This is a genomic window from Rhodococcus sp. PML026 (assembly GCF_000963615.1).
GTDB lineage: Bacteria > Actinomycetota > Actinomycetes > Mycobacteriales > Mycobacteriaceae > Rhodococcoides > Rhodococcoides fascians.
This window is the reverse complement of record NZ_KQ031368.1, coordinates 143,978-156,581: the sequence shown is the minus strand read 5'-3', so window position 1 is coordinate 156,581 and position 12,604 is coordinate 143,978. Positions and strand designations below refer to the sequence as shown.

At 59.0% G+C, this 12,604-nt stretch carries 10 protein-coding genes; 8 read left to right on the top strand and 2 right to left on the bottom strand.

The genetic code is table 11. From position 1 onward, the window contains the following. Positions 1-15 precede the first annotated feature (15 nt). From VF34_RS03540 to VF34_RS24880, 3 genes are all read left to right on the top strand, one after another. Positions 16-801 carry a hypothetical protein gene (locus VF34_RS03540; RefSeq protein WP_045840845.1) on the top strand — a complete coding sequence of 262 codons (786 nt, stop codon included), beginning with the start codon at positions 16-18 and terminating at the stop codon, positions 799-801. A 149-nt stretch (positions 802-950) separates the two neighbouring features. Continuing rightward, positions 951-1,370, top strand: coding sequence for a hypothetical protein (locus VF34_RS03535; RefSeq protein WP_197077424.1), 420 nt, complete (start codon positions 951-953; stop codon positions 1,368-1,370). Positions 1,371-1,381: 11 nt separating this feature from the next. Next, on the top strand, positions 1,382-1,519 hold the full coding sequence (locus VF34_RS24880) for a hypothetical protein (protein WP_156158486.1): 138 nt from the start codon (positions 1,382-1,384) through the stop codon (positions 1,517-1,519). A gap of 81 nt (positions 1,520-1,600) precedes the next feature. Here VF34_RS24880 and VF34_RS03530 read toward each other — a convergent pair whose 3' ends face one another. Both VF34_RS03530 and VF34_RS25450 read right to left on the bottom strand, forming a co-directional pair. Continuing rightward, the gene (locus tag VF34_RS03530; protein ID WP_156158485.1) at positions 1,601-3,916 is read right to left on the bottom strand and encodes a sigma factor-like helix-turn-helix DNA-binding protein; all 2,316 of its coding nucleotides are present in this window, start codon (positions 3,914-3,916) and stop codon (positions 1,601-1,603) included. A 55-nt stretch (positions 3,917-3,971) separates the two neighbouring features. Beyond that, on the bottom strand, positions 3,972-4,688 hold the full coding sequence (locus VF34_RS25450; RefSeq protein ID WP_231578179.1) for a hypothetical protein: 717 nt from the start codon (positions 4,686-4,688) through the stop codon (positions 3,972-3,974). Positions 4,689-5,090: 402 nt separating this feature from the next. Between VF34_RS25450 and VF34_RS03520 the strand changes: the two genes are divergently transcribed. The 5 genes from VF34_RS03520 to VF34_RS03500 all read left to right on the top strand — a co-directional run bounded on the left by VF34_RS03520 (position 5,091) and on the right by VF34_RS03500 (position 12,581). Further along, complete coding sequence (locus VF34_RS03520; protein WP_045840843.1) at positions 5,091-5,555, top strand: 5' nucleotidase, NT5C type; 465 nt, start codon at positions 5,091-5,093, stop codon at positions 5,553-5,555. A 94-nt stretch (positions 5,556-5,649) separates the two neighbouring features. Then, the gene (locus VF34_RS03515; RefSeq protein WP_230593331.1) at positions 5,650-6,294 is read left to right on the top strand and encodes a vWA domain-containing protein; all 645 of its coding nucleotides are present in this window, start codon (positions 5,650-5,652) and stop codon (positions 6,292-6,294) included. Between the two features lie 143 nt (positions 6,295-6,437). Next, entirely contained in the window at positions 6,438-7,472 is a 1,035-nt protein-coding gene (locus VF34_RS24220; RefSeq protein ID WP_156158484.1) for a PDDEXK family nuclease, read from the top strand. A 481-nt stretch (positions 7,473-7,953) separates the two neighbouring features. Continuing rightward, positions 7,954-9,738, top strand: coding sequence for a DEAD/DEAH box helicase (locus tag VF34_RS03505; RefSeq protein WP_197077423.1), 1,785 nt, complete (start codon positions 7,954-7,956; stop codon positions 9,736-9,738). Between the two features lie 296 nt (positions 9,739-10,034). Continuing rightward, positions 10,035-12,581 carry a DUF6508 domain-containing protein gene (locus VF34_RS03500; protein WP_045840841.1) on the top strand — a complete coding sequence of 849 codons (2,547 nt, stop codon included), beginning with the start codon at positions 10,035-10,037 and terminating at the stop codon, positions 12,579-12,581. Positions 12,582-12,604: the final 23 nt, after the last annotated feature.

The following is a 12,604-nucleotide window of genomic DNA, read 5'->3' as shown; positions in this document are numbered from 1 at the left end:
AACAGGGAATTGCAAATGAACAAGAGCTTCTTCGTCCTGTGGAACGGGAGTGATGAGGGCCTCGATCCTTCTGTTCGCGAGGAGATGATCGAAGAAACCGCTGCAGGCCTCACTTATCCGGATTTCTGGAGCTTCGGCCAAGGCTATGGCGATCCCCTGGTAGGGGATCGTGTTTTCATGCTGCGCACAAGCACAAATCGTGGCGTTGTAGCGGCCGGTGAGCTGATCTCGGACGGCATTTTCCCTGGCGAACACTGGGGCGACAGCGGCCGCGAAGCAAAGTACGTCGACGTCAGCTGGGACATGATGCTTGCCGACGAAGACCGCCTACCAGTCGAAGAAGTGCAATCTGCTCTGACCGACTTCAAGTTCCCAGTATTGAACTCAGGTCGGCTGATCAAAGAGCCGTCGGCGTCCGTACTGGCCGAGCTGTGGGCGAGGCACATCGAAGACCTGGGTCGCACCACCGACAACCCTTGGCTCGGCGGACGCAGAAGTGCTCCCGGCCAGCCCTCATCAAGACGTATTCCGTTGGAGGAAAACCGGATCAAGGAGTATTACGTCGAGAGCTTTTCTTCCTACCGTGCGCGGCGTGCCGAGAGCGAAATGATGCATAGATTCGCGGCCACGCTGGCCAAGCGGAACTCGGACGTGAGTAGCTATCAGATGAAGGTCGGTGATGCCGCGCGCTCGCTTCTTGCAGACATTTTTGACCACACGGACAACGTTCTATATGAGGCCAAGGCATCTAGCTCACGAGAGGCTGTCCGAATGGCGTTGGGGCAGCTACTCGACTATTGAAGGCACATCAATACGAGACCGGCGGTTTCAGTGTTGCTTCCCGCGAAGCCAGTCGACGATTTGCTCGCTTTGCTCACGGAGTACGGGGTCGGGTGCGTGTACGAAGACTCAGGTCGATTCGTTCAGGAGTTGGCACCGGTGCATCGGCAATGATTCTCGAAGCCGATGGTCTTCGACGCCTTGTCGACGCGGATGCTGCTTACGATGCGGCGACCTCCGAAGCCTACGATGAGGTCCTGTTCGATGTGGTGGCCCGAGTCGAGGACGCAAAGAGCCTGGGCAAAGTCGACATCGGAGCCTTGCTTCTCTGGAAGCGGTTGCGTGCCGATACTCCGTGGGTCATGGCTTTGAACAGAACGCCGGACGCCGTGGTCCGACAAGCAACTGCGGCAATGTATGTCGAAGCGAACAACGTGACGGTAGATACCGTGACTGCAGCGGGTGAGGCCCGAAGCGCCCTGAGCGGCTTGCCCGGATTCTCCTCCGGCGACGCATTGGCGTCGGCTCTGATCCTCGCTGCGTCACCGGAGCGCATGGCCGTTTCGACAGGCGGGCCGTCGTGGCGCTGAAGGAGCTTGGCGTGAGAATAACAACGAGCCGCGGGCAGTATCGACGCTACATGCAGATCGTGGAAGACATCAGACTTCAGCTTGCAGCGCAGAACATTACGTGGCTCGCGCGTGATGTCGACAAAGCCTTGTTCATGCTGGGTGGTTGACTCTGTTGTTCGTCAGCTGACCGGTCCGCGGACCCGTGATTCGATCACGGGGACCGATCGTGTTCGACGTCGCTACGCCTGCTATCGCTGGGCGACCCATGCTTCCTCCAACAATTCGACGATCGCCACTTCATCGCGCCCGCGCGCCGCCGACAAGATGCGGCGAGCCCTGTCCTCACCCGGAATGCCGAGCGCCTCGGCCAGCGCAGACACAATCTCGGGCTCCGACAATGTGCCGACGTCGGGTTTACCTGTCAGGTGCAGTGCCGCCGCCGCACTCGTAGCACCCGCAGGGAGGGGTGTTGCAGGAATCACGTCGAACGTGTTGTCGTCACGGAACTCAAGGAACACGCGATCGCCTTCGGACGTGTTCAATTCCGGCAGGAAACGACGAATACTTCCACAACCAGGCTGTACGCCCTTCCATCTCACTGCTTGAGCGCCGAGTCGGCTGTGCAGTTCTGTGGATGCGCCGTAGTCGACGGCTAATAGCCGGGCGACGCCGCTGGGAACGGCAAATCCAGACCCTCGCAGATGGTCCTTGTTGGCCACGATAGCGAAGCGCCACACGGTGCCATCACGGTAGAAGCCGCGCGTGTCCTCCGGTGCCTTACGCGGGGCAGCCGCCACAGTCCTACGAGAGACAACTCCGCGCTCCAGCATAAAGTCGCCTGTGCCTGCGTAGGTTCGGACGCTGGACGCGGCAACGCCGAAGCGAGTGGCTATTGCGTCTACGAGCTCGTCGACGTCCAGAGCGCCGCCGTTCTCGTCAAGTACGCGGGCAATCTGTGCCCTGATCGACCCGTACTCCGCGACGTCCCAGTCTGCCAATGCCCACTCGGATTTGCTGGTTCGAGTGAAGCGGGGATCTCCGCCCAGTTGATTGAGGAACGAGCGGAACGAGCGATCTTTGTCGATGCCGGCGAATATGTTCTCTGCACTCATAGGTTCGCCGTGCACCGACAACACCGACGCTGCGTGGTCGCCGAGATTTCTGGTGTTGGTGAGAATTCTTCCTCGGAAGAAGTCGTAGCCGCACCACTGCAGCCACGCGTTCTGCTCGTCGTCTGCTCCGAGACCACCTGGTGGCAACGACTTCGGATCCACCACACCGTGCTCGTCCGCGAAGGCAAGGAGAAATTCGTGTGTATTCGCTTTGCTGACTTCGGTATCTGGGGTGGCCGCCCAGCCATCGGTCACCTTGATGTTGTCGTCGATCCCATCCAAGACTTGCCACATCGGAGAGGAGAACCCGACGAACTCCTCGCGGAGCTCCGGGTGTCGTGACAGCAGGCGCTCCAAGCTCGCAACCGGTGTGATTTCCGCGCGGAGCGCAGCCAGCAAAACACCCACAGGTGTTCCGAAGGAACGTAATTCGGCGACTCGAGTCTGCAACTTTGACTCGAGCTGGCGGATCCGTTCGCGGCTGACGTCCCAGTCGTCCGCTACCGCCTGCAATGTGACGGGTACGGGCGAGACAATCCGATCGCGAAAGATCTGCTTGTCACGGTCGTCGAGGTCATCGTAGAACGCGGCGAGGGTCTCGAACGCTGACGGTTCTGCGGCAGTTGGGAAATCGTCAGCTGTCAGCGTCTCGAGTCGCGTCAGAATGTCTTGAAGTTGTTCGGGCGCGGCGTCATCTCCTCTGATCTCGAAGAGGGGCTCCATCGATTGGCCGCGAACGCGTCTCCATCGCGATAGGGCGAGGACATCGTCGATCAGTTGTCGAATTGCCGGAGGTAGTTCTGCCTCCGCGGGCTCGTGGACTGGTGAGGGAGGTTCGCTCTGATCGCCGGTCGAGGAAACGCGAACCAAAGCGCCGACGATATCCTGCACCGTTCCCAGTCCGACGCCTCGTACGTCGAAGATGTCGCGCACGGACGTCGAGAGAACCCCCGCGAGCGTCGATGAATCCGTCAGTCTGCCGAGGCAAGTGAACGCACGCACGCCGACCGTCAGGCGCTTCTCGGGCAGATGCCGCGGAGCGAAGGGGAAAAGCACCCCCAGCGCGGTAGCCGTCCGATTCTCGATGATGTCTCCAGTGACCTGCTCTACGATCGCTTCGTACTCATCTGCGGATGCTGAGGCTTCATCATCGACCACCGAACGTTCGCCGACCACGAGGACCGCGTGCGATTCGGGGAACATTTGACCCCATGTGCGAGGAGTCTGCAGAATATCCGCGTCGTCGCTATCGCCGATTGCACCGAAACTTGTCACGATTTCCATTCCATCACATACATCGGGAATATCGAGCTGAGCCCACGGATTGGGACTCGGACGGACCACCGTTGGGAAGCGGCGTGTTGGCGTACTGGTTGCGATTTTGCTATTCCGACATGCCTTCCCAGCGACCGAGTCGACTGATGGATTGTATTCAGTGTTGCAGCATAGCAATGTATTTCGAGGGCACAGCCCAAGTTGGTTCTCTCATTCGATCGGTGTACCCAGGCTAGAACAGTGTCGGATCCGCGGGGACGAGTTCGTCAGCGAATCGGTAGTTGCAGCCGATGTCGATCTTCTCGCTCGGGTCCTGCTTGTCTCGGAACCACGTGACACAGGTTTCCGCGGCTAGGCGACGATCCTTGGTGAACAGGTAGCCGTCGGTGCAGTCGTCGAAGTGTTCCTGCAAATACCACTTGTCGAGAGTGATTGCCGCAGTCGAATAGTCGGCGAGCAGTAGATGTCCGAGCTCCGTACGTGAGCGACGAACAAGGAATACGTCGTCCTCCATCACCTGGAGTTGAGCACACGGCACGTCGTCGGAATCGTGCTTGCTGGGGATGTAGTCGTTTGGGCCGAGGTCGATGATGAGTGCCACCGGTTTCGCGAGAAGCGATTCGGCCAACCATTCTCGCGTGTAGACCCACGGGTCAATCGCAAGACGGGTGCCCGCAGGGGTGAAGAACGCGGTCAGCAGCGCCCCGCCTTCGACAGGTGCTCCCCAACCGTCCACCGAGTCTCCGAGCCCGAACAGGTTGAAGTCGGTTTCGTCGTCACGCCACAGGGTTCTCGACTTGACCTGGTCGATCTGTACGTCTCCTTCCTGCTCGACTTCCACCGACCATCCGGCGTAGTCATGATCGAGGTCGGTGATCACGGCATACCGATCTCTATCGATGGTCGATGCGAAATGCCATTCCGGAGCGGGATACTCGGATTGCTTCATGTAAGTCTCCAAGTCTTTCGTCGGGTCGGGTTCAATGGCCATACGGAGGGCTCGAGGGTCTGTAAGTCCGCCACCAGTCGTTCGTTTCCGTCTGGGGGCAGGTCGAGTCCATCGTGGCGAGCGAGGGCTAAGTGCATGAAGCCCGGCACGGGCGGTGAGTATCTGGTGCGCAACCGGTTTCGCTGCCCCTTGGGGGCTCGGTGCTAGACGACTTACGGTAGCGGACGGGTCCGACACAGTACGGAGCTCACGGCGACGCGATTGATCACGAATCAGTTTGTCGTAGGCGTGTGCGATGATCGACATGCAGAACGGATCAAGTTCTGCATCTCCCGTGGTGTCGATTTCCCCGCGACTCTTCCCTGACATTGCACCGCGCCGGTGCACGACGAAAGGTGCCAGATGGCCAAAAAAATTCTGTACGTAGACCTCGACAACACGCTCGTGAATTTCCAGTCGGGCATCGACCGGGCAGACCCGGCCGATATCGCGAAATACCCCAACGACCTCGACGAAGTACCGCACATCTTTTCGCTGATGGATCCCATCGACGGCGCGCTCGACGCTTACCGCACGTTGGCGGCCGTGTTCGACACCTACATCCTCTCCACCGCTCCCTGGAAGAACCCCAGCGCCTGGCACGACAAGGTGCTGTGGGTGCAGAAGCACCTCGGATTCGACGAGGGGTCCGTCGCGTACAAGAGGCTGATCCTGTCCCACCACAAGAACCTGAATCGCGGGGACTTCCTCGTAGATGACCGACGCAATAACGGTGCCAGCGAATTCGAGGGGGAATGGCTGCGGTACGGGGAAGAACCATTCAAGACGTGGGACCAGGTGACAGCCCACCTGCTGGAACGGGCTTAGTTGTCGTAGCGCCGTTCTTGTCGGTACCCCTCGGTATGGTTCGGCAACTATCTTCTCCGCGTCCATTCGGCGCACTTTTCATCAGGAGGTTCTTTTGACCAATCCACAGCTCTCTCTCGTTGCTGCTCTGCTCGACCGTTCGGGTTCGATGAATGCCATCGCCGACGACACCCGGGGCGGGTTCGATTCGTTCATCGCCAAGGAGCGTGAGTCTGACGGCAATACCGTCGTCACCCTGGCGCAGTTCGACGATCGTTACGAGTCGGTCTACAGCTCGAAGCCGATCGCGGAAGTACCGAACCTCGTGCTGGAGCCACGCGGGATGACTGCCCTCTACGACGCAGTCGGCCGGCTCGTCACCGAGGTTGGTGTCGAGCTCAGTGCTTTACCCGAGGACGACCGCCCTGGCTCGGTCACCGTCCTGGTGATGACCGACGGGCACGAGAACGCGAGCAAGGAGTGGACCAATACTGCTGTGCGCGAACTGATTGCGAAGCAGGAGCGGGATTATCAGTGGGACTTCGTTTTCCTGGGTTCCAACATCGACGCTGTCGAAGTGGGCGCTGATCTCGGCTTCGCGCGGGAGAAGTCGATGACGTACGTATCGACAACGGTCGGCGTCACGGCTGCCTTCGATTCGGTGGCGAGCTACCAGGACCGCAAGCGTGCTCAGGTGCACGGAGCGCCTATGGCCCAGGGTTTCTCCGAAGCCGACCGGCGCAGGGCGCGCGGCGAATGAGTAAGAAAGGCGGCAGCGGTGCGGCAGAGGGGATGATCGAGCTGATCTTCTTTCTGTGCATCGTTGCCGCGTTGCTCGGTTGGGTGTTCAGCTGAGTGCGCGCAGAGTTGCACGTCGAGTTACTTGATAGAGAGGGCTGTCTGATGGTCAACGACGAGACGGCAAGATTTCTAGTCCGCGAGTTGGGGTCCGGGGGCGGCTGGGCATCTCCGGAGATGTCGGCGTACGACGACGAAGACCGTCTTCAGCGGATCATTGCTGCCGCGCCGGAGCATGTGCCGGGTGTCTCCGACTCTGCTCTCACCGTACGGGAGCTCGCCACATCGGCCGGGCCAGCGGATGTCTGCATCGTCGACCGTGATGGCTCGGTCACCGTCGTCGAATGCAAGCTTGCGTCGAACACAGAGCGACGGCGGATGGTGATCGGGCAGGTCTTGGACTACGCCTCCGCGATTTCGCTGAGTGGCGAAGCGTCGTTCAGGAGACAGTGGGCAAGGCGCGGTGGCGTCGACCTGGGTGTTCTCGAGGAGGAGGCGGCCGAGCGGCTTGCCGAGAACATCGCCACCGGGCGTGTCCACCTTTGCCTCGCTGTAGATCGCATCGATGCGGATCTGCGGAGGCTAGTCGAGTACTTGAATCGCATTACGCGCGTGCAGATCCGCGTGACGGCGCTGCAACTCGCGTACGCCCGGCACGGTGGGCTCGAAATCTTGGTGCCGTCGACCTACGGGGGTGAGTTAGCCGATGCAAAAGCGCATTCGGCCGGCGGCTCTGCGGGACCTGTTTGGACGAAAGAGTCGTTCCTGGAGGCCGTACTGTCTGACGGTGATCGGGCGTTGGCGGAAAAGTTGTTCGATCTGCAGGAAGCTCTCGACGTCTCCTACGGCACTCACGACGGTTTCTGGTTCGGCACTCCACCACGTGGAGCGGTGTTCTTTCATCCCTTCGGGTATCGGTACCCGCCGATGTCGCTGTGGATCAATAAGTCCGGTCAGTTGATGGCTTCCGGTTCGTGGACGAAGTATCCGCACATCACCACGCATGACGGGTTTGCCGAGCTCGCTGTATTTCTCGGTCAAAACCACAGGGCCTCGGCACCTGGTCGCAGGGTTTCCGATCTGGACCTCGAAAAATTCTGGAGCGTTGTCCTGGATTGCGCCCAGCAAATCAATGTCTAGGTCAGTCGTGCCGAGTGAATGTGCTCGGAACTACTACCACCGGAACTCCTACGCTCGTTGTGATCGTGTGCGATTGTGATCTTGATTATCGACACTGCGACGGCGTGGAAGGACATTCAGCGTGAACGATTCGGAGCTGGAGCGTCCTACAGAGATGTTCGATGCCCTATTTGCGGAGGCAGAAGCAGCAACACAGGCCGCCGTTAGTTTGCGTGCGTCGATCAGGGGCTCCGTCCACGCAGTCCTCGATGCGCAAGCCGACGACATCCTCCGCAACGCACCCGCAGCCGGTCTGAAGCAGTCGTTGCCCAAGGGAACTCGCCTCGGCAGTCTCGAGCAGACGCGGCTACGAACCGTATTGGATCTCGCGAAGTCATCACCGGGTGAGATCGGTGCCGTTCCGGGAATCGGGCCGCAGTCTGCACAAGCGATCCATGACGCCGCAGTCGCGCAGCGTAAGCGCATCCGGGCCGGCGAACGGGTGCGTCTCGATCCGCAACGAAAGCCCAACCTCGAGGCTCAGCTGCTTGAGTCCCTTACAGCGCTGCGACGGGTGGAACGAGAAGTCCAAGGACTGCCGGTCGAAATCGCGCATCTGCGCACGCTGGTAGATCCCTGGCGGTCGGCTGCATCCAGGTCCAACGGCTGGATTTCACGCATTTTCACCAGTAAAGCCAAGAAGCTCGAGTCGCATAAAGCTGTGTACCAGCTCGATGCGGTCGCCAAATCGCCGGAGACGCAATCGATCCGCGAACACATCATGCGGATCGTCGCTGCAGGTAGTCCAGCGGGTAATGCATGGACCGAGTACGAACGGGACGCGGCGTCGCTCAATGCACTGTTGAGCCAGTTCACGTCGCTCGGCGCGGCGGAGGTAGATGCCTCGCATGGCTTCGTCGGCTCCACCATTGCGAACGAAACACAGAAGGTGGTGCTGGACCGCACACACCTCCGGTCATATTTGCGGGCGTATCAGGCATTCGGGGCGCAATACATCCTTTCTCGGGGCAAGGTAATTCTTGGCGACGAGATGGGTCTGGGCAAAACCATTCAAGCATTGGCGGTTGCGGCGCATCTTGCGGCGAAGGGCGACAAGCACTTTCTTGTTGTCTGTCCCGCGAGCGTGCTAATCAACTGGTCCAACGAGACACGAAAGCATACGAAGCTGCGTCCACTTCAGTTGCACGGAGCAGAACGGGAATCCGCACTCCAGGATTGGATTCGGCAAGGTGGAGTCGCTATCACCACCTTCAACACCCTTCAACGACTCGACCTCTCGGTGACCCCAGCGTTGGTTGTCATCGACGAGGCGCACTACATCAAAAACAAAGCAGCGCAACGATCTATCGCGTCACACAAGCTGATCGGTAAGGCCAAGCGAGCAGTTCTTCTCAGTGGAACCCCCATGGAGAACCGCGTGGTCGAGTTTCGCAATCTCGTGGAGTATGTACAACCTGACACCGCTCGCCGAATCAACGCCTCGGACGGTCTCGGCGGCGGCGACCTTTTCCGGAAAGCTGTGGCTCCGGCATATCTGCGACGCAACCAGCTGGACGTGCTCAAGGAGCTTCCGGAACTCATCGAAGTCGAGGACTGGGTACAACCGACGGCCGACGACAACTTGCGGTACCGGGACGCGGTGGCATCACGGAACTTCATGGCGATGCGAGAGTCGGCCTACGCTGTTTCGGGACAAGCGAAGTCGGCGAAGATGGAACGGTTGCGGGAAATCGTGGAGGAGGCCGAGGAGAACGGCGTCAAGATCATCGTGTTCTCGTTCTTCAAGTCTGTGCTCGACGCAGTCCGCCGTGAGGTGCCGGGAGTCGTGTTCGGACCGCTGACCGGTGCAACGTCATCGACCCAACGGCAGCAGATGGTCGACGACTTCACCTCGCACAAGGGGCGGGCCGTGTTGATCAGTCAGATCGAAGCCGGTGGCGTCGGCTTGAACATCCAGGCCGCCTCGGTGGTGATTTTGACTGAGCCTCAATGGAAGCCGAGCACAGAGGTCCAGGCGATCGCAAGGGCGCATCGGATGGGCCAGATACGCACCGTGCAGGTGCATCGATTGCTAGCGAAGGACACCGTCGACGAGCGGATGCGCGAAGTGCTCGAGCGAAAGACTCAGCTGTTCGACGAATACGCGCGACGTAGTCAGGCGAAGGAAAGTGATGGAGCATCGGTGGATGACGGGTGGGATCAAGACATCGCGCCCGCGGAGACGTCCATCATCGAGAGGGAACGAAAGCGGCTGGCATTGGCGTAAGGAACCGACAGTGGGGATTTTGCAGCTGGGCTTTTCGACAGAAATTGTCGATGACCCATCCGGGCACCAACGGGGCGGTGGGCCCCACTTGTAGGTACTGGCCGAAACCTGTCGCGGGTAGTTCGGTTTGATGGATCAACCACGCCTCGAACAGCGCAGCGCAGTTAGCCATTTCGGTGGTGCTGAGCCCCTAAAGTTGTATGTTGCACGGTCGATCGCCGGCCGTGCGGACGAATCAGACCCACCGTGTGAGGTGCACCCTCGCTCTGTCTGACTACTAAATGCGGAGAACCGATATGCGTACCATCGACGACTCAGCCAAGGTTGTTCTGATTAAGCTGACCCAGTCGTACCCTGCTTCAGCAGAGTCCTCGCCGGAGTTCGCGGCGGAGCTCTTTGAGGCGACTCGTCGTTGGTGGAAGATCGCCGCGAGTCGTACTACACCGGGGCCCGGCGCTCCGGACTATGTCTTCGCCGTGTATCGGGGCGTCGTGAAAGCCGCGTATGCGATCGAATCGTGGACTCGGTCGCCTGATGGAAGTCGCTTCGGCTTCGAAGGCAAGATCGATACAGCGCTCCACGATCGGTTCTGCGGAGCCGACGTATCCCACTACTTCCCGCGTGGGGCCGCCAACCCGATCCGTTTCGTCAACTGCTCGGCTGTGGCGCCAGTATCTGCGACTCCCGTCGAGCTGGAGGCGTCCGCGTGGCCTACGGAGGCCGCTCGTGCCGCTTCAATTGCTGATCTGGCAAGCAAATTGAACGAAGAACCACTTGCCCACATCATGTTGGGGGGACGCGAGCTTTTTCATAGCAACATTCTGGGATGGTTCGCCGAACATTTAACCAAACAGGCCAGCTACGTTTTCGACGGACTGTATGAAGATGTGAACGGCGGTGAATCGGTCCAAGGCTCTGTGCGAATCGTCCGGCGCGAACGACGCAACCTGGACCTTACGATCTGGTGGAACGACAGCCGAAGGCCCCTCGTCATCGAGAACAAAGTATTCAGCCTTCCGGATCCGGGTCAACTCGACAAATATTCACGCGCGATACTTGGTGACGACGAGCTGGACGAACCTCGACAGGTCTTGCTGAGCCTTCAGGATCCGCAGTGGGATGAAGACACGTTCGATACAGCGGGCCGTGTCCCAAACGGAGGGCCGTGGCGCAGAGTGTCATACGGTGTTCTTGGTGAGCGCATTCTTACGGCGCTCAGGAACGAGCCGGCTACTTATGAAGTAGACATCATGCGACACTACGGCGAGATGGTTTGTACACTCCAACAGCTGGCGGATGCCGTAGTAGTCCGCTCGTACAGCGAGCCAGTGTTGCTCAAAGATTCTCTTCCCCATGGAGCGGTAGACAGTCGTCTGCTCTCTTCATTGTCAAAGCTTCGGGCTCGATCACTCGCGCAAGTCGTTCAAGCAGACATGGACCGGGCAAAATTTCGGTGCACAGTCGAATCTGGCTTCTCCAATGGCACTCCAGTTGTCTCGATGTTGCGGGCGGAATCAGTCGACGGCAACAAAGTAAGGTTGGGGTGGCAGCTGCAGGGCCGAGAGTTTCGGTTGTGCGCGGTGTTACCGGACTTAAAAGGAAAAAGTCCAGAAAAAAGAGCTTCACGTGTAGCTTGGGGTGTTGCCAATGCTGATTATTTCGAATTCAGATCAATTGACAAGATATTGCACTCGGAGACGCTTCGCGAGTACCCGGAAACCTCAAAGGCGATGGGGGGCTTCAATCGATTTGATCCAGACTTCATTTATCGGTCGAAGAAACTTTCTGTGCTTACCGTTGGCCAGTTGTTAAAAGCATCAAGCGAACTGGCTGTCAAGGCGGTTTCGAGAAGTGCGGCCTCGGAGGACGCGCTCTACTTGGAACGAAAAACCGACAACCCCGAAATGTTGAATAGCCAGACGGTCTCCTCTGATTCCCAGCGCGTAATTACTGTCAGGTTCGCAGTCGATCCCAGCGTCGCCGTCGAATCGCTGCACGGTCTGCTGATTGTCGGCGGCGTCCTGCACGCAATGGAGCAGGTGGTGCGTCCGGAACATGGTCCAGTCGACGCAATGAAGAGCGTCTACAACCGCGCCGGTCGGTTCGAAGTTCTGCGCACAGACTCGTACGCCGAAATGACCGTCGTTCTCGACGATAGACAGGATAACGGAGTAGACGCAGCGATGGCCCATCGGACAGTGAAGCTGGTTCAGCAACTACTGCGTTTCCCGCCAGCGGAAAGAGCGGAAGAATTCCAGTTGACTGTGAATAATGTGGATCCTGGGGCCTTTGACCGCTATGGGTCAATGTTGAGCATTTCCGCTACGGTGGAGCAGCTCACCGACGCTCGCATCTTCGATTCTTTGCCAGGCTTCGAGTATGGGTTGCCGACAGCTTTCGATAGGGTCACACCTCGGCCCATACGCCTACTTGCCGACCTGGACGAAAGCGTATGGAACCACCTAGGATCCCTCGTCCAAAGATGTGCGGAGCACACAGGGTCCTTTGGGCGATGGACCGAACCGACTCAAGATGCGAGTGGCACCCTCATCCTCGGATATTCAACGATGGGCCCGCTCCTCGAAGAGGCCTTCCACTTCGTGTACGAGAATAATTTCGTGCTCCAAGAATTCGACTGGATGAACTGGGAAGAAGGTCACTTACTTCTAGCGAAGTCGCGAGGTTTTTTATACGTGCCTGCGGACGTCGTTCTGGGGTTGATCACCCTGATAGCACGGACCGATCGTTTCTCGGAAGGCTCATTTCTGTCGGCGTTCGACGACGGCACTATGCCCGCCCTGTTGCGGTCGGTACTTCGCTTCCGCCCGAAGCTGCGCAGTTGACAGCTAGACATTGAGGACAATGG